At 38.4% G+C, this 19,489-nt stretch carries 18 protein-coding genes; 9 read left to right on the forward strand and 9 right to left on the reverse strand.

Annotation, left to right across the window (positions count from 1 at the left end):
* Positions 1-167: 167 nt before the first annotated feature.
* The 4 genes from BKM32_RS13280 (at position 168) to BKM32_RS13295 (ending at position 5,679) form a co-directional block, all read left to right on the forward strand.
* Positions 168-2,720, forward strand: a complete 2,553-nt coding sequence (locus BKM32_RS13280) for an adenosylcobalamin-dependent ribonucleoside-diphosphate reductase (RefSeq protein ID WP_053975662.1) — start codon at positions 168-170, stop codon at positions 2,718-2,720.
* 156 nt (positions 2,721-2,876) lie between these two features.
* The gene (gene prfA, locus BKM32_RS13285) at positions 2,877-3,953 is read left to right on the forward strand and encodes a peptide chain release factor 1 (RefSeq protein WP_053975661.1); all 1,077 of its coding nucleotides are present in this window, start codon (positions 2,877-2,879) and stop codon (positions 3,951-3,953) included.
* 81 nt (positions 3,954-4,034) lie between these two features.
* Complete coding sequence (pyrF, locus tag BKM32_RS13290; RefSeq protein WP_076664212.1) at positions 4,035-4,850, forward strand: orotidine-5'-phosphate decarboxylase; 816 nt, start codon at positions 4,035-4,037, stop codon at positions 4,848-4,850.
* 31 nt (positions 4,851-4,881) lie between these two features.
* Complete coding sequence (locus BKM32_RS13295; RefSeq protein ID WP_076664214.1) at positions 4,882-5,679, forward strand: ABC transporter substrate-binding protein; 798 nt, start codon at positions 4,882-4,884, stop codon at positions 5,677-5,679.
* Here the strand turns inward: BKM32_RS13295 and BKM32_RS16380 are convergent.
* The 3 genes from BKM32_RS16380 to BKM32_RS13305 form a co-directional block, all read right to left on the reverse strand.
* Positions 5,648-5,875 carry a Lacal_2735 family protein gene (locus BKM32_RS16380; protein WP_123812122.1) on the reverse strand — a complete coding sequence of 76 codons (228 nt, stop codon included), beginning with the start codon at positions 5,873-5,875 and terminating at the stop codon, positions 5,648-5,650. The genes BKM32_RS13295 and BKM32_RS16380 overlap by 32 nt on opposite strands.
* 81 nt (positions 5,876-5,956) lie before the next feature.
* Positions 5,957-6,175 (reverse strand): Lacal_2735 family protein, encoded by a 219-nt coding sequence (locus BKM32_RS13300; RefSeq protein WP_053975657.1) that lies wholly within the window; start codon positions 6,173-6,175, stop codon positions 5,957-5,959.
* A gap of 318 nt (positions 6,176-6,493) precedes the next feature.
* Positions 6,494-7,204 carry a DUF4197 domain-containing protein gene (locus tag BKM32_RS13305; RefSeq protein ID WP_076664216.1) on the reverse strand — a complete coding sequence of 237 codons (711 nt, stop codon included), beginning with the start codon at positions 7,202-7,204 and terminating at the stop codon, positions 6,494-6,496.
* A 212-nt stretch (positions 7,205-7,416) separates the two neighbouring features.
* Between BKM32_RS13305 and BKM32_RS13310 the strand changes: the two genes are divergently transcribed.
* The 3 genes from BKM32_RS13310 to BKM32_RS13320 all read left to right on the forward strand — a co-directional run bounded on the left by BKM32_RS13310 (position 7,417) and on the right by BKM32_RS13320 (position 13,120).
* Positions 7,417-7,995, forward strand: coding sequence for a hypothetical protein (locus tag BKM32_RS13310; RefSeq protein ID WP_076664218.1), 579 nt, complete (start codon positions 7,417-7,419; stop codon positions 7,993-7,995).
* A 258-nt stretch (positions 7,996-8,253) separates the two neighbouring features.
* Positions 8,254-11,673: a methylmalonyl-CoA mutase family protein gene (locus BKM32_RS13315; RefSeq protein ID WP_076664220.1), complete on the forward strand. Its 3,420-nt coding sequence runs from the start codon at positions 8,254-8,256 to the stop codon at positions 11,671-11,673.
* Between the two features lie 148 nt (positions 11,674-11,821).
* Complete coding sequence (locus BKM32_RS13320) at positions 11,822-13,120, forward strand: DUF445 domain-containing protein (protein WP_076664221.1); 1,299 nt, start codon at positions 11,822-11,824, stop codon at positions 13,118-13,120.
* A gap of 273 nt (positions 13,121-13,393) precedes the next feature.
* Here BKM32_RS13320 and BKM32_RS13325 read toward each other — a convergent pair whose 3' ends face one another.
* Positions 13,394-13,789, reverse strand: a complete 396-nt coding sequence (locus BKM32_RS13325) for a hypothetical protein (protein WP_053975652.1) — start codon at positions 13,787-13,789, stop codon at positions 13,394-13,396.
* 118 nt (positions 13,790-13,907) lie between these two features.
* Between BKM32_RS13325 and BKM32_RS13330 the strand changes: the two genes are divergently transcribed.
* Positions 13,908-14,351: an Lrp/AsnC family transcriptional regulator gene (locus BKM32_RS13330; RefSeq protein ID WP_076664223.1), complete on the forward strand. Its 444-nt coding sequence runs from the start codon at positions 13,908-13,910 to the stop codon at positions 14,349-14,351.
* Between the two features lie 3 nt (positions 14,352-14,354).
* On the opposite strand, the gene BKM32_RS13335 is transcribed toward BKM32_RS13330, so the two are convergent.
* Together BKM32_RS13335 and BKM32_RS13340 are read right to left on the reverse strand one after the other, a co-directional pair.
* Complete coding sequence (locus BKM32_RS13335; protein ID WP_076664224.1) at positions 14,355-15,323, reverse strand: YpdA family putative bacillithiol disulfide reductase; 969 nt, start codon at positions 15,321-15,323, stop codon at positions 14,355-14,357.
* 17 nt (positions 15,324-15,340) lie between these two features.
* Complete coding sequence (locus BKM32_RS13340; RefSeq protein ID WP_076664226.1) at positions 15,341-16,552, reverse strand: MFS transporter; 1,212 nt, start codon at positions 16,550-16,552, stop codon at positions 15,341-15,343.
* Between the two features lie 235 nt (positions 16,553-16,787).
* On the opposite strand from BKM32_RS13340, the gene BKM32_RS13345 reads away from it, so the two are divergent.
* Complete coding sequence (locus BKM32_RS13345) at positions 16,788-17,390, forward strand: DUF1684 domain-containing protein (RefSeq protein ID WP_076664228.1); 603 nt, start codon at positions 16,788-16,790, stop codon at positions 17,388-17,390.
* 15 nt (positions 17,391-17,405) lie between these two features.
* Here the strand turns inward: BKM32_RS13345 and crcB are convergent, their stop codons facing one another.
* The 3 genes from crcB to BKM32_RS13360 all read right to left on the reverse strand — a co-directional run bounded on the left by crcB (position 17,406) and on the right by BKM32_RS13360 (position 19,423).
* A complete protein-coding gene (gene crcB / locus BKM32_RS13350; RefSeq protein WP_053975647.1) occupies positions 17,406-17,771 on the reverse strand; it encodes a fluoride efflux transporter CrcB in 366 nt (121 codons plus the stop codon).
* Between the two features lie 9 nt (positions 17,772-17,780).
* On the reverse strand, positions 17,781-18,842 hold the full coding sequence (locus tag BKM32_RS13355) for a GyrI-like domain-containing protein (protein ID WP_076664229.1): 1,062 nt from the start codon (positions 18,840-18,842) through the stop codon (positions 17,781-17,783).
* 395 nt (positions 18,843-19,237) lie between these two features.
* Positions 19,238-19,423: a hypothetical protein gene (locus tag BKM32_RS13360; RefSeq protein WP_053975645.1), complete on the reverse strand. Its 186-nt coding sequence runs from the start codon at positions 19,421-19,423 to the stop codon at positions 19,238-19,240.
* Between the last annotated feature and the right edge of the window lie 66 nt (positions 19,424-19,489).

The raw sequence follows: 19,489 nt of genomic DNA on the forward strand, positions 1-19,489 counted from the left end.
TTTTTAATTTTTATCATTTTTTAATCGTTTGATTATCAATAAATTAACAGGTGTTTATTGATAACTTTATTTTTACACAGGTAAAGTGTGTTTTAAAAACAGCTACTTTTACCATCAGAAAACCATTCCGATTTAAATAACCTTTTCTAATAAAAAACTCAGCTATTATGAAAGTCGATACTTCTGCAGTGTCCAAAAGAACTTATACTCAAGAAGAAGCGTTTCAAGCTTCATTAGACTATTTTAAGGGTGATGATTTAGCCGCTCGCGTGTGGGTGAACAAGTATGCTTTAAAAGATTCAGATGGGAACATTTATGAGCTTACCCCAAATGATATGCACAGGCGAATTGCTAGTGAAATAGCAAGGATAGAAGCTCGTTATCCTAATGCTATGAGCGAAGACGAAATCTTTGATTTAATTAAGGATTTTAAATACATCGTGCCACAAGGAAGTCCAATGGCAGGAATTGGAAACAAATACCAAGTAGGGTCTTTGTCCAACTGTTTCGTAATTGGTAACGAGGGAGATTCCGATTCTTATGGTGGTATCATGAAAGTAGACCAAGAGCAGGTACAGTTGATGAAGCGTCGTGGTGGTGTTGGACATGATTTGTCGCACATCCGCCCTAAGGGAAGTGATGTAAAGAACTCTGCTTTGACTTCTACCGGAATTGTTCCTTTTATGGAGCGTTATTCCAACTCAACAAGAGAGGTGGCGCAAGATGGACGTCGTGGTGCCTTGATGTTATCTATTTCGGTAAACCATCCAGATTCTGAAGCTTTCGTTGATGCAAAGTTGGAACAAGGAAAGGTAACTGGAGCTAATGTGTCCGTAAGAATTGACGATCAGTTCATGAAAGCGGTTAAGGAAGGTGTTGATTACAAGCAATCCTATCCTATTTTTAGCGATAACCCACAAGTAACCAAAACAATTGATGCAACAGGTCTTTGGAAGAAAATAGTTCATAATGCATGGAAATCAGCTGAGCCAGGAATTTTATTCTGGGATACCATTGCAAGAGAGTCTATTCCAGATTGTTATGCCGAATTTGGTTATAAAACAGTGTCAACAAACCCATGTGGGGAGATTCCTTTATGTCCTTACGATTCTTGTCGTTTGTTGGCGATCAATTTATTTTCATACGTAGAAAACCCATTTACAGATAAAGCTTCTTTCAATTTCGAATTGTTCAAAAAGCATGTTGCTTATGCACAACGTATGATGGATGATATCATCGATCTTGAATTGGAGAAAATTGATGTGATTTTGGCAAAAATCGATGCCGATCCAGAATCTGATGAAATCAAGGCTATTGAAAGAAACCTTTGGTTGAACATTCGCCAAAAAGCTTACGAAGGACGTCGTACAGGAATCGGTATCACTGCCGAAGGAGATATGTTGGCAGCTTTGGGCATTCAATATGGATCTGAAGAAGGAAATGCATTTTCTGTTGAAGTACATAAAACCTTGGCTATTGCAGCCTATAGAGGGTCTGTTTATACGGCTAAAGAACGTGGTGCTTTTACAATCTATGATGCCGAACTTGAAAAAGACAATCCATTCATCTTAAGATTAAAGGAAGCCGATGAAAAGCTGTATTACGAAATGATGGAATACGGGCGTCGTAACATTGCCTTGTTGACCATTGCACCAACAGGAACTACAAGTTTGATGACTCAAACATCTTCTGGAATAGAACCTGTGTTTTTACCAGTTTACAAGCGTCGTAGAAAAGTAAATCCTAACGATAAGGAAGCTCGTGTGGACTTCGTAGATGAGGTTGGGGATTCTTGGGAAGAGTATGTGGTATTTCACCACCGCTTTAAGCAATGGATGGAAGTAAATGGTTACGATATCACCAAAAATTATTCTCAAGAGGAATTGGATGAATTGGTAAAAGAGTCTCCATATTATAAGGCTACTTCCAACGATGTAAATTGGTTGAGCAAAGTGAGCATGCAGGGAGCTGTTCAAAAATGGGTAGACCACTCTATTAGTGTGACTATCAACTTGCCAAGTAATGTGTCAGAAGAATTGGTTGGTGAACTGTATTTAAAAGCTTGGGAAGTAGGTTGTAAAGGAGTAACTGTTTATAGAGACGGTTCTCGATCTGGAGTATTGATTTCTAACAGCGAAAAGAAAGAAGAAGAAACAAACGAAACGTTAACAGCGTTCCCAACGAAGCGTCCAGCAGTATTGGAAGCGGACGTAGTAAGATTCCAAAATAATAAGGAGAAGTGGATTGCCTTTATTGGTTTGATTGACGGAAAGCCTTATGAAATCTTTACTGGTTTGGCCGACGACGAAGATGGCATCTTAATTCCAAGATGGGCTACAGAAGGAGTGATCATTAAAAATAGAAATGAAGACGGTACGTCTCGTTACGATTTCCAATATGAAAACAAAAGAGGTTACAAAACCACTATTGAAGGGTTGTCTCATAAATTCAACCCTGAGTTCTGGAACTATGCAAAATTGATTTCTAGTACCTTGCGTCACGGTATGCCAATTGAGAAAATTGTTGATTTGATCAACAGTTTACAGTTGGACGGTGAGTCAATCAGTACTTGGAAGAATGGAGTTGTAAGAGCAATTAAACGTTACGTAGAAGACGGAACCAAAGCCAAAGGAAAATGTTCCAACTGTAATTCAGACAACTTGATTTATCAAGAAGGTTGTTTGACTTGTACAGATTGTGGATCTTCCAAGTGTGGATAGGATTCCTGAAATATAATTCAAATAAAGAGAGCACTTTTTAAGGTGCTCTTTTTGTTTTTAGAAGAATTGTGGTGTATTGGCAGATGTATTTGTGGTCATTAACAATTCAACAATTCATAAATTATCGTATTTTTGCGGCACAATTTAAAAAGGCAAATGTTAGATAAATTAAATATCGTAAAACAGCGTTTTGATGAGGTAAGTGATTTGATCATCCAACCGGATATTATTGCAGACCAGAAGCGTTATATACAGTTAAATAAAGAATATAAGGACCTTAAGCTATTGGTTGATAAGCGTGAGGAATACAAGACGCTTTTGGACAATCTTAAGGAAGCTGAAGAGATTCTTGCCGATGGTAGCGATCCTGAAATGGTTGAAATGGCTAAAATGCAGATGGATGAAGCCAAGGGAAGCATTCCAAAAATGGAAGATGAAATCAAATTCCTTTTGATTCCTAAGGATCCAGAGGACACTAAAAATGCCGTGATGGAACTTCGTGCAGGAACAGGAGGGGATGAGGCCAGTATCTTTGCCGGAGATTTGTTTAGGATGTATACCAAGTATTGCGAAGGCAAGGGCTGGAAAGTTGATGTTGTAGATTACAGTGAAGGAACCAGTGGTGGTTTTAAGGAAATCCAGTTTGAGGTTTCTGGTGAAGATGTTTACGGAACCTTGAAGTTTGAAGCAGGGGTACACCGTGTACAACGAGTGCCTCAAACGGAAACTCAAGGACGTGTACATACCAGTGCTGCTACAGTGATGGTATTTCCGGAAGCAGAAGAATTTGATGTGCAAATAGATCCTAAGGATGTAAGAATTGACTATTTCTGTTCTTCAGGTCCTGGAGGTCAGTCGGTGAATACCACCTATTCTGCGGTGCGTTTAACACACATTCCAACAGGTTTGGTAGCACAGTGTCAAGATCAAAAATCACAGCATAAAAACAAGGAAAAAGCCTTTAAGGTATTACGTTCCCGTTTGTATGATATGGAGTTGGCCAAGAAGCAGGAGGAAGATGCAGCCAAACGTGGAAGCATGGTGTCTTCGGGAGATCGTAGTGCCAAGATTAGAACTTACAACTACCCGCAAGGTCGTGTAACTGACCACAGAATTGGTTTGACGTTGTATGATTTGTCAAACATCGTAAACGGAGATATCCAAAAAATAATAGATGAATTGATGCTTGCTGAAAACACTGAAAAGTTAAAAGCAGGTGACGATGTCATTTAAACAACAACAATTAGCCTCTTTTTTGAGGCTTTTTTGTTCCAAAAAATTAAAATTTCAAAATAACGCTATAAATAAAGTATCGTGACCACAGAGCAACTAGTAGAACAGATAAAACTTAAAAACTCATTCCTATGTGTGGGGTTGGATGTAGACCTTAATAAAATTCCACCTCATTTGTTAGAGGAAGAAGATCCTATATTCGCCTTTAATAAGGCTATTATTGATGCTACCCATGATTTGTGTGTGGCCTATAAACCTAATATTGCGTTTTTTGAAGCCTACGGACTCAAAGGTTGGCAGGCCTTGGAGAAAACCATTTCCTATATCAATGAAAATTATCCTGAAATCTTTACCATAGCGGATGCCAAACGAGGGGATATTGGAAATACTAGTACGATGTACGCCAAAGCTTTTTTTGAGGATTTGGCTTTTGATAGTGTTACGATAGCGCCTTATATGGGAAAAGATTCTGTGGAGCCATTCTTGGCCTTCCAAGATAAGCATACCATTTTATTGGCATTGACGTCCAATGAAGGGGCTTTTGATTTCCAAACAAAACTTATCGACGGAAAGGAATTGTATAAGCACGTTTTGGAAACTTCCAAGAGCTATAAAAATTCGAAGAATTTAATGTACGTGGTAGGTGCTACCAAAGCTGAATATTTATCGGAAATACGCGCCATCATTCCTGATAGCTTTTTGTTGGTTCCTGGGGTTGGAGCTCAAGGAGGTAATTTACAGGAAGTGTGTAAATATGGCATGAACGATCAAGTGGGCTTGTTAATCAACTCTTCAAGAGGTATTATCTACGCATCGCAAGGGGAAGACTTTGCCGAAGCTGCAGCTAAAGAAGCTAAGAACCTTCAGCAACAAATGGAAGCAATTTTACAAGCGTAAAAAAAATCCAAAGTTATCTCCTCAGTTTTCAATGAAAGTCTTCAAGGATCAGCTTTATAGAACGGTTTTTTTACATGATACACCTAAGCGTATTGTGTCTTTGGTGCCTAGCCAAACGGAGCTTTTATGCGATTTAGGTTTGCGGGATTCTTTGGTAGGGGTGACCAAGTTTTGTGTGCATCCTAACGATATCAGGGAACAAGTGGAGGTGGTAGGAGGAACCAAGCAAATCCACGTGGATAAAATCAAAGCTTTGCAACCAGATATCATTCTATGTAATAAAGAGGAGAATACTTTGGAGATTGTGGAGGCTTGCGTGGGCATTGCTCCAGTTTATATAAGTGATGTTCTCAATTTTTCTGATTGCTTGGAACTTATTGGAATGTATGGAGAGATGTTCTCGGTTGAAGATCGAGCTGAGGCCTTAAAAAATTCGCTGCGTTCCCAACTTGAGGATTTTAAAAGGTTTGTAGAGGGTCGAGATCGATACAGGACGGCTTATTTCATATGGAAATCACCTTGGATGGTGGCAGCCAACGATACCTTTATAAATTATGTGATGGAGTTGCAAGGGTTTGACAATTACTTCAAGCAGTTGTCAAGATACCCTGAAATTGATTTAAATGAAGCGGCTTTGGAAGGTGTGGAGCTCATTCTGCTATCCAGTGAGCCTTACCCGTTTAAAGTTGACGATACAAACATCTTTGAGGTCATTTCACCCACTGCCAAAATTCTATTAGTAGATGGTGAAATGTTCTCGTGGTACGGTTCAAGGCTCACCCAAGCATTTGAGTATTTCAAAAGGCTGCGTCAAGAGCAGGTGAACTAATGCCTTTAAGGCGTGATATTCTCCTTCTAAGTTTTGAAGCTTCATGGTATAACACGTCGCTCAAACCAGAATCGGTTTGGGTCAAATTATATGCTTCTTCAATGAAATTGGAATGTTTTTTTTCCAAATCGTTCAGACTTGATACCTTCTCAAGGTTCGGTCTGATAGTTCCTACTTTACAGAAATGTTTGTTCATAAACTTGTTGCTTTTATATACTATAAATACGCCCCAATGAGAGGTTTAGACGTGTTGTGTGCGTTAAAAAAATGTAAAATTTCAATTTATGGGGGCAGGAGGTGTAGGATGTATCAATTCCCTTTCCCTGCTTAGGTATTTGAGCTCGTTAAGTTTGTTGAGCAATTTAATGGCTTTGTACTCTGAAATGTCGCTTAAAGCCGAATCTGTTTGGCGCAAATTGTAAGCCTGCTCGATGAGTTCTTTGTACTTTAGAAGGAGCTTCTGCTGGTAGCTTTTAAGTTCGGACGACGTTTTCATTTCTAGAACAATTAATATTTTTAAATATATCTAAAATATTGTTAATCAGCAAGTTAAAATATTGCTATGTTCATAAAAAAATCGGCCCTGATGAAGAGACCGATTTAAAACTAACTTACTAATTCTAATTTTGTGAAGAAACTTTCATTTTTTTGCTAACACTACAAAGATGTGGCTTTATTCAATAACTAATGTTATGTAAATATTAGCTTTGGATTAACTTTCATTTAATAACTTAAAGATAATGAGTTTGTTAAATGTGAAATGTTTCTGATGTTCTTCTACATAATGAGAGTGTACCTTGTTTAAGAGGGTTACTTAGTCTTGCATAGCAAATACGTCCTGTAATAAGTCTGTAGTTCGGGAACTGATATCGGTCCTAATATTGGCTTCCTCCACGGCAATCATGGTGTAGACACCCTCCAAAGCTTCTTTGGTTACGTAATCTGTTAGGTCAGGATTAACATCTTTAGTGAAAGGAAGGCTGTTGTATTTGCTAATTAAAGCTTCCCACATTTTGTCGGCACCTACCTTTTTAAAGGAGGCATTGATAACCGGGTGGAACTTTTGGTAAAGCTCTGTCTGTGTTTTATCGGTAAGATATAAGGTTGCAGCATTGTCTTCTCCCATCAAGATGTTTTTTGCGTCATTAAAAGTGATTTCTTTAACTGCATTTACAAATATTGGAGTAGCTTCACTTACGGCATCTTCGGCCGCTCTATTAAGTACTTTGATGCCTTCATCGGCGAGGTGTCCCAGTCCTACATTTCTAAGAGCTTTATCCACCTTTTGAATGTCTTCTGGGAACAAGATCTTGACTAATTCATTTTTGTAGAAACCGTCGGTTTGGGTAAGCTTGTCCACCTGTTTTTCGATTCCTTGGTCAAGAGCTTCTCTTAAAGCTTCAGCTATATCGGCATTGCCAATTATTTCTTCGGTATTGATAGGGAGCTTGTCTAATAAATCTTTCAACTGAGCTTGCGTGCTTAGGGAAATTAAGCAAATGAAGATGGTAATCAATTTTCTCATAGGGCTTTCAATTTAATGGTTTCAAAAATACAAAAGTGGTGCCATAAATTGTGAATAGCCAAAGTTTATGTTTGAATAGATAATATAAATCCTTAAAATTTGAATACAAATTATTAATTATTAAATTTATAGGATTGTTGTTTGTTGATTTGATAATTTAAACAATGGTAAATTGATAAATGCACAAATGTGATTTAGTAATGTGAATTGATATGGAAACTCCTGAACTGAAAGTTGTGAGTATTTATAGTAAAGGTTATAAAAAACAATTGCTGATATCGAGCTCTGAAGTGATTACCTTAACCTCGTTCCTTAAAGGGGTTATTAAAAATGAGGTGCTGGTAATAAACACCAATCTAGGAGTGGATATATATTATTTTGCCATGGTGGACCATACCAATTTAATAGTAGATACTTTTTTACTATTAAAGACAAGTAACGGACAAAACCGTGAGGAGTTCATTATAAAATCATTAAATCACCAGCAAGCTATTGCCAGCGAAACCCAAAGGTTTTTTGCTAAACTCGTTAAAAATCCCTTGTTGTTCAAGAGTTATTCCAAGAGTTTGGCCCATCAAATCAAAAACTATTACAAGCCATCTTCAACTTTAATCAATGAATTACTTTCTCTTTGGAAAATGGAACTAATTAAAGCACCTCACAATAGTTCTATAGATAGTACACTTTTACCTTTGATTATGTCGCTTACAGCCTCCAATATCGAGGAAGATAGTCAACCTGTGGTAGAAGCCTTGATCCGTGAGGCTATGAGCATGAGAAACAGCAATTGATTTCATAACGAAAGAACAGTTTAAAACTCCTTCTAGAAGGCCAGAAATTATACGAAAATTGCAATGTCCTTCATAATTCTCAAACGTTTTAGATAATTTAAGATAAACAGGGTATTTTTTTGAATAATCCTTAAATTTGCGTTTCGAAAATCAGAGCTGATTGACAAAGAATCATTTGGTTAAGAGATAGTTTTAAAGTTGAAACTGTCCTAGGTTCTTGATTTTCAGTTTAAAAACTAATTCAATAGCTTACTATAGATGAAACAGATAGCACCTTACAAACCTAAACATAAAGTAAGAATCGTGACTGCCGCCTCGCTTTTTGACGGCCACGACGCTGCAATAAATATCATGCGCCGAATCATTCAGGCCACAGGAGTGGAAGTAATCCATTTGGGACACGACCGCAGTGTGGAAGAAGTGGTGAACACGGCCATTCAGGAAGATGCCAATGCCATTGCCATGACCTCTTATCAAGGAGGACACAATGAGTATTTTAAATACATGTACGATTTATTGAAGGAGAAAGGGGCCGAGCACATCAAGATTTTTGGTGGAGGTGGTGGAGTAATCCTCCCTGAAGAAATCCAGGAATTGATGGATTACGGAATTACCCGAATCTATTCGCCAGACGATGGTCGTGAAATGGGACTTCAAGGGATGATCAATGATTTGGTAATGTTATCCGATTTTGCCATTGGGGATTCCTTGAATGGAGAAGTAAGCCATTTAGCAGAGAAGAATCCAAAAGCTATTGCGAGAGTGATTTCTTCAGCGGAAAACTTCCCAGAAGTTGCCAAGGCTGCCTTAGAAGATATTCATGCTAAAAATAAAAACAGCCATACCCCAGTGCTTGGAATTACAGGAACGGGAGGTGCCGGTAAATCCTCTTTGGTGGATGAGTTGGTAAGACGTTTTTTAATTGATTTTCCAGAGAAAACAGTAGGGATTATTTCTGTGGATCCTTCCAAGAGAAAGACGGGAGGCGCTTTGTTGGGAGATAGAATTCGTATGAATGCCATTAACAGCCCAAGGGTGTACATGCGCAGTTTGGCAACACGTCAATCTAATTTGGCATTGTCAAAATACGTTAATGAAGCTGTGGAAGTTTTAAAAGCTGCCGAGTACGATTTGATTATTTTGGAAACTTCCGGAATTGGTCAGTCCGATACAGAAATTTTGGAGCACAGTGATGTGTCTTTATACGTCATGACGCCGGAATTTGGTGCTGCAACCCAGTTGGAAAAAATCGATATGCTGGATTTTGCCGATTTGGTGGCGATTAACAAATTTGATAAACGTGGTGCTTTGGACGCTTTACGAGATGTGAAGAAGCAGTACATGCGCAACCACAATCTGTGGCATGCCAACCCAGATGATATGCCGGTATTTGGAACAATTGCATCGCAGTTCAACGATCCAGGAATGAACTCGCTATATAAAGCTATTATGGATACTTTGGTTGAAAAGTCGGAGAGTGATTTAAAGTCTACTTTTGAAATCACCAAAGAGATGAGCGAGAAGATTTTTGTGATTCCTCCATCCAGAACCCGTTACCTTTCTGAAATTGCCGAAAACAATCGAGCTTACGATACCACAGCTACTGCACAAGTAGAGGTAGCGCAAAAACTGTATGGTATTTATAAAACAATTGAAACGGTTGTAGGCTCAGCGCCGGTATTAACACGTTCTGGAGTGGATACCGAAACTTTGGTAGTTTCCGAAGAGAACAAATTATTATTGGAACTTCTAATTAAGGAGTTCGACAGAATGAAAATGAACCTTGACCCATATAACTGGGAAGTAATAACCGGTTGGGATGAAAAGGTTAACAGATATAAAAATCCAATTTATTCCTTTAAAGTAAGAGATAAGGAAATAAAGATAGAAACGCATACAGAATCCCTGTCTCACACGCAGATTCCTAAAGTGGCCCTTCCAAAGTACCAAGCTTGGGGGGATATTTTAAGATGGTGCTTACAGGAGAATGTTCCAGGGGAGTTTCCATATACTTCAGGACTGTATCCATTTAAGAGAACGGGTGAAGATCCAACACGTATGTTTGCCGGAGAAGGTGGGCCAGAGCGTACCAATCGCCGTTTCCATTACGTAAGTTTAGGAATGCCGGCCAAACGTTTGTCGACAGCATTTGATTCGGTGACGCTTTATGGAAACGATCCAGACCATCGTCCTGATATTTACGGAAAGATTGGAAACGCGGGAGTTTCTATTTGCTGTTTGGATGATGCCAAGAAATTGTATTCAGGGTTCAATCTTGCCGATGCCATGACTTCGGTAAGTATGACCATCAATGGTCCTGCACCAATGTTGCTGGGATTCTTTATGAATGCGGCAATCGATCAACAATGTGAGATTTACATTAAGGAGAACGGTCTTGAAAAAGAAGTGGAGGCAAAAATTGCCGAAATCTATAAAGGGAAAGAGCGTCCAAAATATAATGGTGAATTACCTGAAGGAAATGACGGCTTAGGATTGATGCTGTTGGGTGTTACAGGAGATCAAGTGTTGCCTGCTGATGTCTATGCCGATATTAAAGCTAAAACTATCGCTCAAGTGCGCGGAACAGTTCAAGCGGATATTCTTAAGGAAGACCAAGCTCAGAACACTTGTATTTTCTCTACGGAATTCGCTTTGCGATTGATGGGAGATGTACAGGAATACTTTATCGATAACAACGTTCGTAACTTCTATTCGGTGTCTATTTCTGGGTACCATATTGCAGAGGCAGGAGCTAATCCAATTACCCAATTGGCATTGACCCTTGCGAATGGTTTCACCTATGTAGAGTATTACTTATCACGACACATGGATATCAATAAGTTTGGGCCAAACTTATCGTTCTTCTTCTCTAATGGTATCGATCCTGAATATGCGGTTATTGGTCGTGTAGCCCGTAGAATTTGGGCCAAGGCCTTAAAACAAAAATACGGAGCTAACCCTAGAGCACAGATGTTGAAATACCATATTCAAACATCAGGACGTAGCTTGCATGCCCAAGAGATTGACTTTAATGATATCCGTACTACTTTGCAGGCGCTTTATGCTATTTATGACAACTGTAACTCGTTGCACACAAATGCTTATGATGAAGCCATCACAACGCCAACGGAAGAGTCCGTACGTCGTGCTATGGCTATTCAGTTGATTATTAACAAAGAGTTAGGATTGGCTAAAAATGAGAATCCAATTCAAGGATCCTTTATCATTGAAGAATTGACCGATTTGGTTGAGGAAGCTGTGTTGGTAGAGTTTGATAGAATTACAGAGCGCGGCGGTGTTCTTGGGGCTATGGAAACCATGTACCAGCGTTCTAAAATCCAAGAAGAAAGTTTGTATTACGAAACCTTAAAGCATAATGGACAGTTCCCTATTATTGGGGTGAATACCTTTTTAAGCAGTAAGGGGTCTCCAACAGTAATTCCTGCGGAAGTGATTCGTGCGACAGAAGACGAAAAGCAATTCCAAATTAAAACGTTGGAAAACCTTCACGAGCGTTATGCTAAAGAAGTTGCTGAGCAATTGTCAGCGATACAGCACGCAGCCATCAATAACCAAAATATTTTTGAAAAGTTGATGGAAGCCTCGAAATTCTGCTCACTTGGACAAATTACCAATGCGTTGTTTGAAGTAGGAGGACAGTATAGAAGAAATATGTAGATTCCAAACATAAATTTATAATTGAAATCCCGAGGAGCTATTTCTCGGGATTTTTTTATGGCTTTTAAAATCATAGGGAAGTTTTTTGTGTCAATAAAGCCTTAGGTTTCAGTATTTTTTAAGACCTTAGAAAGACCAAACTTTCAACATGAAAAAAAATAGATTAGGAAACCTGTCTTTGGCTTTGGCGGTTTGTTTCATGACCATTGGGCTTGTCTTTAAGAAGTTGCATTTGTATGAAGGTGACCTTTTGGAGATTTTATTGGCAGGATTTGAAGCCGCGGTTGTTGGGGGTGTCGCCGATTGGTTTGCGGTAAGGGCTTTGTTTCAGGAAATACCCATTCCTTATGTAAAACGCCATACCAATATCATTGTAAAAAGTAGGGAGAAGTTATCTGCTGGTATTGTAGACTTGGTGAATAACGAATGGCTTTCCAAAGAAATGTTAAGGGATAAAATTGAAGGCATATCATTGGCCAAGCCTATTCTGGAATATTTGATGGATGGGGGTAATCAAACTGCCATACAACAAACCCTTAAGCCAGAATTGGAAGCATTGTTGTTGCAATTGGATGCTCCGAATGTGGTGTCTGGTTTGGAGGATTTGTTACGTCCCGCTTGCAAGGGAAATAATATTGCGGAGCCTTTAGGCCGGTTTTTAAAGCAAGTAGTAGAGCATAAGGAACATTACGGAATGCTTAAGGTGTTTTTGGAGGTGTTGAAAGAAAAAATTGCAGACCCAGCAACTTTGGAGTTTTTAACGACTGAAGTGGAGTTTCAGGTGAAAAATCAGAAGAAGAAGGGCTCTGTGCTTAAAGGGGTGTTGGTTGGAGCTGGCCAGATATTAGGAGCTATAAAACCTTCAAAAATAGCCAAAGGGATACAAGAGCAGTTGTATGAATTGATAGAGGAAATGCATGAGTCTCCCGAGGATCATAAAATTATTCAGGCATTGGACAGACAGCTTTACGAGTATGGAGACCGTTTGACCTCGGAAGACGATCCTGCAATTGAAACCATTAATGAGTTTGGAGAGCAATTCCTATTGCGCTTGATTGATTCTGGTATGGTAAAACAAGCTTTAACTAGGGTAAAAGGGATTATTCATGAACAAGTATTTCTTGGGGAAACGGAACACACTCAACTTTTAAAGGATAAAGTGAATAGAATGTTGCATGGTTTTTACAATGATGTTTCAAAATTGGAACGTACCGATGCTTGGTTAAAGAGCACTTTATTGGAAGTAATAGACAAACACCACCATCGCATAGGGGAATTGGTTGGAGAAAGTTTGGCAAAACTTTCAAATTTTGAGTTGGTGAAACAAATAGAGGAAAAGGTTGGGGAGGACTTGCAGTATATTAGGTTGAATGGTGCTTTGGTTGGGGGGCTGGTTGGTATGCTTATAATGGTGTTCAAGATTTATATATTGGATGTACATTCTTGATGGGTTGCAGGAGAGCTGAAGATTTGAATTGTATACTTTAAGGAAGGGACAAAGTTTTTATAGCGAAGTCAATAAAAAAGCCTTTCCTGTAATAACCAACCAAAATCAGGAAAGGCTTAGTAATAAAAAGTTCTTAGAGACAATTCTAAATTACTAATAATGAAGTGTATTTCAGTAAATTGTACGTTTAGTTATACACAAAGTTTTTAACAAAAAAACGGAAGCTGTGGCTTCCGGATAATGAGTTTGGTATTTCTTCCAATAAAAAAATCTTTACAGCGTAAGCATCCAAGAGTGCTGTAACCTTTTAAAGGTTTTAAGCTCGCGTCTTAGCAAAGGGATATAATCCTTGCCGTTACTGTTACATTTTTCCAATCTACGGCAATTCCTGTAGAGCCTGTTGGTCATTCTTCTTAGGGCCGCAATATGTTTGTGGCGTCTTTCAGAATAGCGTTCCATTTCGGCCTTGACAATTTCTGGAGCCAAGGAAGCCGATTGTTGTACAATGTCTCCCGTAAAATAAATGTGATGGTCTTCGGTACCATCTTCACGGAGATAATTCAGATCCTGATTTAAGTATGTAGAAATGCTTCTAGATAATATGATAATATCTATAGCTTTTTGATACACAGGTAGTTCTGAGAAATGGGATGGTAAATGAGGTAACATAGTTTAATAGCAATTTATATCAAAATTAAGGACAAGATTTCAGATTCAGCTTTAATAATTAAAGTAAAAGTGTATATTTGGTTTAATTATTATTTTTTTTAGTTAAAAAACTTTAAAAATGAGTATTGATACTTTGAATTGGAAAATATTGAAGTGTTTGCAGCAAAATGCAAGGCAATCCAATGCTGAAATTGGGAGACAGGTGGGCATTAGTTCGCCTGCAGTTTCGGAGCGTATCAAAAAAATGGAAGATGGTGGAATTATAGAGGATTATCATACTACCGTTTCTTACTTCGAAGCGGGCTACCAGCTCAAGGCGATTATTACACTTCGTGCCTTTATGGGAAAGCTCAAGCCCTTTTTGGAAAAGGTGAAAACCTATGATGAGGTATTGAACTGTTATAGGATTACCGGAAATGAAAACATAGTAATGGTAGTAATCCTAAAACATCAAAAGCATTTGGAGGCTTTTATTGACCAACTTATTGTGTACGGAGAAAGCAAAACCCAAATTGTTCTGTCTGATGTGGTCAAAAATGGCTATATCAAGCCCCTGAAATAATAGTTAAAGGTTTTGGGAAATATGCTCAGCTATTTGTTTGGCATGGATACGTGAATTCTCAATAAACCATTTATGGGTTTCCATGCCTCCGCAAATCACGCCAGCAAGATAGAGTCCAGGAATATTGGTTTCCATGGTTTCTGTGTTATAGGTTGGAATATGTCTCTCATCATCACTAAAGGTAATGTTGGTCGCCTCCAATAACTTAAAATTAGGTTGATATCCCGTAAGAGCAACAACATAATCGTTGGGGATGCTGATGCTTCCTTTTGAAGTGTTTACCAAGACTTCACTTTCCTTGATCTCTTGTATTTCTGAATTAAAATAGGCTTTGATGCTCCCTTCTTCAATGCGGTTGAGGATATCTGGACGTACCCAATATTTAACGCGTTCACCAATATCATTACCTCGAATCACCATAGTGACGTCGCCACCTTTGCGCCAAATTTCCAAAGCAGCATCTACAGAAGAGTTGCTGGCACCTACCACAATTACCTTTTGCATGCTGTAGGGATGTGCCTCTTTATAGTAATGGGTTACTTTAGGGAGTTCTTCTCCAGGGACATTCAGTAGTTTGGGGATGTCATAAAAACCAGTGGCGATAATTACTTTTTTTGCATGGTAATTCTGCTTTTCCGAAGTGACTATAAATTGCCCATTTTTTTCAAGAATGCTTGAAACTTCTTCGTATAAATGAATTTTCAATTGGTTGGAAGTGGCAACACGACGGTAGTATTCCAAAGCTTCATCCCTGTTAGGTTTTGGGTTGTTGCTAATGAAAGGAACATCGTTAATTTCTAATCGTTCCGAAGTAGAGAAAAAGGTCATATTCAAAGGATAGTTAAAGAGCGAATTGGTAAGGGTTCCCTTTTCCAAAATCACATAATCAAATCCTCTTTGTTTACATTCAAGGGCGCAGGCAATACCTATGGGGCCTGCGCCTATGATGATAATGTCTTTTTCTATTTTCAAAATGCTAAATCTTTAGGTTATTGGCTAATGTTTTGATAGGCCATTTTACGCTTTAAAAATACTAATAGTAGCACACAAATCAACATGATTGCTATGATAATGTACCAAGTGCTTTCAAAACCTACTTGCTCAATGAGCTGCATGCCTGCATTGTGACCAAATATGTGTGCAATGGCAAAAGCCATACTGTACAGCGCCATGTATTCCCCTTGATTACCTCGTGTAGCCCTTTTAAGAGCAAAGGCATTGGAGAAGGGGAAGGCTATCATTTCGCCTACTGTCATAAATAACATTCCTACAATCAAAATGCCTACCCAAGAGCTAAGGTTAAGAACCAAAAAACTCAATGCTGTAAGTAGGGCACCTGAGATTATAAGACCGGTTTTGGTATACTTTAAGCCTTCGAGCCATTTTATAAGCGGCATTTCAAAAACAGCAATAAGTAAACCGTTCATTCCCATAAGCAACCCTATTTGAAATTCAGAAAGCATTCGTTCCTTTTCATAATAAAGGGGCATGGTTGAAAAGTATTGTAAAAACACGATACTGAACAACACCATGGCAATCAAAAATAGGATGTAAGGTCCGTCTTTATATGCCGATTTTGGATCTAGAGCAATGATGTCATCCTGAACTCTAGCGGTTTTGGGATTGAGTACATTGAGCAACAAAATACCAGCGACTATACAAGTAATGCCATCCACCCAAAAGAGTCCTGCATATCCCAAAGTGAGAATGATCATCCCACCAATGGCTGGCCCAGCCGAAAATCCCAAATTGATGGCCAGACGTATCAAAGTCACCGATCTAGTTTTATTTTCGGGTTTGCTGTAAGCACTTAAAGCCACGAATCCGGCAGGGCGGAAGATATCAGCTACAGCCATCAACAGTCCAACACCTAAAACCATGCCTAGAAAACTGCTGATAAATTGCAATCCTATAAATAGGAACCCTGAGACCACAAGGCTAAAGACCATGACTTTGTAATAGCCCAGTTTGTCTGTTAATTTACCCCCTAGCCAAGAACCCAAAACTGAACCAGCTCCAAATGCAGACATAATCCATCCAACATCACTAAAAGAAAAGTTGAGGCTCTTAGTGAGGTAAAGGGATAGAAAGGGAACAACCATGGTTCCGGCCCGGTTAATGAGGGTAATTAATGCCAACCACCAGACTTCTTTGGAAAGTCCCTTAAAGGAGCTTATATAATTGTTGAAAATTCGTTCCATGTTTGATTAATGTAAAATTGATGCATAAAAAAACGTCCGACATATGCCGGACGTTCTACAGATATATTGTTTGGTTACAATCAACACAATCGTATAAGCGTCCGGCTTCTAGGCGAAGAGGTATAGGTTTGCTTATTTCTTGTGATGACTGAAAACATGATATTCTTAAAAGTTTGAAAGCCAAAGCTATGGAAAATAACTTTAAGTTGTATTTTTGATGGCGAAAAAAATGTGTATGAGATTCTTAATTTTTTTATTTCTGGGAATTTTTGCTTTGGGGTGTGCCCAAGATAAGCAGCCAATTTTAGGGGAAACAGCCTTTCAAAAAAAGTTAAATGCCGAATTTAGGGATGCCACAATGTCCCCGTTGACCGATGAAGACCGAAAGGATTTTAAGGGTCTGTCGTTTTTCGAAGTAGATTCTTCCTATGTGGTCTCTGCAACATTACACCGAACTCCAGATTCGCTATGGTTTTTAATGAAAACAACTACGGATAGAGAGTCCAAAGAGCGCGTATACGGCGTTTTGAAGTTTGAATTAAAAGGAACCTCCTATGAGCTTAAAGTTTATCAAGGAGAGGAATTGATGACACAAGAAGGATTTGAGGATTATTTGTTTTTGCCATTTTTAGACAATACCAATGGAGATGAAAGTTATGGGGGTGGCCGATATATTGATTTAAGAATTCCTGAGGGTGATAGTCTCACGATAGATTTTAATAAAGCATACAATCCTTATTGTGCTTATAATGCACGTTATTCGTGTCCTATCGTGCCACGAGACAACTATCTCAATACAGAGATTAAGGCAGGTGTGAAGGCTTATAAAAAGAAATAGGTGTTAGCCTGAAAGTTATTTCACCAAAAACATTCCCAAGAACACTGCCAAAAAGCCAAGGATAAAACTTGCAATGGTATAAATGGCAAAGCTTGTAAAATCACCAGTTCTTAAAAAGACATGGTTTTCATAAGCAAAGGTTGAGAAAGTTGTAAATCCGCCACAGAAACCAGTTGCCAAAAACAGGGTTTGGCTTTGGGAAAGGGTGTCGTTCTTTGCTGCCAATCCCAATATAATACCGATAAGTAAACTGCCTAAAATGTTGGCGGCAAAAGTGCCGTATGGAATACCGGTTTCGTGGCTGTTCCAAAGTTTGCCAATCCCAAATCTAAGCACACTTCCAAAGCCTCCTCCCAGAAATACGAGTAATAAATGTTTCATGGAAGTAAGTTAAAGGCTGTTTGTTTCTGGAGTTGTGTTGCTGCTATCGTTCTTAATGGCAATATAGATTTTGGTCACCCATTCTGCAGGGTTTGGGGTTTGAATAGGATCTGTAAGGTAGGTTTCCAACATAGGCCCATTTTCCTGAAATTCATATCCATGTTCTGGTACATATTTCAAGGCAATGTCCCAAGCTTCTTTTAAATTGTCGTAGTTACCCGTAAGCGTAGTTTCTACAGCTCTAAAGGCATCCATATATCCTGTTAGAATGTCACTGCCATCAGCAGTAATAACTTGAGCTGTTGTAGGAACACAACATGAAAAAATGGTTGCGTTATTGGCCTCGTCCCATTTAATGTAGTTAATATAGGGGGCTCCAGCGATGGAAATATTATTTGCTGAGGCATATTGAATGACTTTGGGAAGCATTTCTTGCATTTTAGCTTTTACTTCTGAAATTTTGCAAGATGTGGTATTGTAAAGATAAAAACCACCACTATGCTGAGTTACACCATTGACTTTGATGTTGTAAATTTTCATGGATTCTTGAAGCACGCTGTCCAATTTAACCAATCCGCGCTCAAAATCGGGGCCAACCATATTGTCGAATCCTCCATTAGCCAATGCATAGGCTTTATACATAAAGGGGAGTTTATCGGCGGACATGGTCCAAGTTACTTTCGTTTTATTTGGTTCCAAGGCTTCAAATTTCCAATGGATATTGGAGGGCTCATAATTGTCAAATCGTAATTCCTGATCAATGGATGTATTATCTTCTACTTCTTTAGTTTTCATTGATCCTTTCCCGTGGGAGTCTGTCCAAGAATAAGATCCACCAACTCCTAGAGTGTTTTCTCCCAAAGTTATGTCGGTATTGGGATCTTTTTCTACCCAAGGTGACCAAGCTTCCCAATTTTTAAGGTCAACAACGTTTTCATAAGCTACGGAGACGGGGGCTTCTATGGTGAGTTCACGCTTAACCTCATAAGAATTTGGTTGTACGGCAATGTAAATCGCTAAGGCGATACAGGCTATAAGGACAAGAAATAGAAAGTATTTAAAAAATTTCATTTTGAAGGCATTGATGTTAATCAAAGGTAATCAATTTTGAAGAAATTTAATTTTGTTCGTAGTAATAATGTAGGTGTTTTTGTATACAAAAAATCCCCGATGACGGGGATTTAATTAGCTAAAAACAATTGAATGTATAAAATTTATACTGCTACCATACTATAGGCTAATGGAGAAGGGGTTTTTAGCTTTGGTTGGTTGTTTCAAAGATCTTATAGCGTTAAGCATTTAAGAAAAGGTAAATATATGAGTACATTTTGTAGTAAAAAATCCCCTTTATAGGGGATTTTTTGATAGTTGAAAACGTAAAATGGTTCTTTTATATATGAATGAAAATTAGAGGGAGTTTATTTGGTAGAAGGAACTCAAAATAATAAATTAAAAATAAGGTTTGACTACATAAGTACAAACTTGATAGCAGCAATAAATAGTATAAAGGCTATAAAACCGATTAAGATCCAAACCGTTCCCTTATAGTACTTGCGGTGAAGTTTTAAATCCTTTCTATAGGTATAGGTTATGATGGCAATAAATGCGATGGCAAATAAAATCCCGAAAATCCATTGACCTTTTGTAAACATATATCTATTTTTAGGCAAAAATACAGAATCAGTTTATAAACAATTCAAAAAGACATCATAAAAAAT

This window comes from Mangrovimonas sp. DI 80, from assembly GCF_001975575.1.
In the GTDB taxonomy this organism is placed as follows: Bacteria; Bacteroidota; Bacteroidia; order Flavobacteriales; family Flavobacteriaceae; genus Mangrovimonas_A; species Mangrovimonas_A xylaniphaga.

Bases quoted from the DNA above. Each gene is read 5' to 3' on its own strand.
- prfA (WP_053975661.1), top strand. From the start codon at position 2,877: ATGTTAGATAAATTAAATATCGTAAAACAGCGTTTTGATGAGGTAAGT.
- BKM32_RS13300 (WP_053975657.1), bottom strand. From the start codon at position 6,175: ATGAAAACGTCGTCCGAACTTAAAAGCTACCAGCAGAAGCTCCTTCTA.
- BKM32_RS13345 (WP_076664228.1), top strand. From the start codon at position 16,788: ATGAGATTCTTAATTTTTTTATTTCTGGGAATTTTTGCTTTGGGGTGT.
- BKM32_RS13310 (WP_076664218.1), top strand. From the start codon at position 7,417: ATGGAAACTCCTGAACTGAAAGTTGTGAGTATTTATAGTAAAGGTTAT.
- crcB (WP_053975647.1), bottom strand. From the start codon at position 17,771: ATGAAACATTTATTACTCGTATTTCTGGGAGGAGGCTTTGGAAGTGTG.
- BKM32_RS13340 (WP_076664226.1), bottom strand. From the start codon at position 16,552: ATGGAACGAATTTTCAACAATTATATAAGCTCCTTTAAGGGACTTTCC.
- BKM32_RS13295 (WP_076664214.1), top strand. From the start codon at position 4,882: ATGAAAGTCTTCAAGGATCAGCTTTATAGAACGGTTTTTTTACATGAT.
- BKM32_RS16380 (WP_123812122.1), bottom strand. From the start codon at position 5,875: ATGAACAAACATTTCTGTAAAGTAGGAACTATCAGACCGAACCTTGAG.
- BKM32_RS13325 (WP_053975652.1), bottom strand. From the start codon at position 13,789: ATGTTACCTCATTTACCATCCCATTTCTCAGAACTACCTGTGTATCAA.
- BKM32_RS13280 (WP_053975662.1), top strand. From the start codon at position 168: ATGAAAGTCGATACTTCTGCAGTGTCCAAAAGAACTTATACTCAAGAA.
- BKM32_RS13330 (WP_076664223.1), top strand. From the start codon at position 13,908: ATGAGTATTGATACTTTGAATTGGAAAATATTGAAGTGTTTGCAGCAA.
- BKM32_RS13320 (WP_076664221.1), top strand. From the start codon at position 11,822: ATGAAAAAAAATAGATTAGGAAACCTGTCTTTGGCTTTGGCGGTTTGT.
- BKM32_RS13305 (WP_076664216.1), bottom strand. From the start codon at position 7,204: ATGAGAAAATTGATTACCATCTTCATTTGCTTAATTTCCCTAAGCACG.
- BKM32_RS13360 (WP_053975645.1), bottom strand. From the start codon at position 19,423: ATGTTTACAAAAGGTCAATGGATTTTCGGGATTTTATTTGCCATCGCA.
- BKM32_RS13315 (WP_076664220.1), top strand. From the start codon at position 8,254: ATGAAACAGATAGCACCTTACAAACCTAAACATAAAGTAAGAATCGTG.
- BKM32_RS13355 (WP_076664229.1), bottom strand. From the start codon at position 18,842: ATGAAATTTTTTAAATACTTTCTATTTCTTGTCCTTATAGCCTGTATC.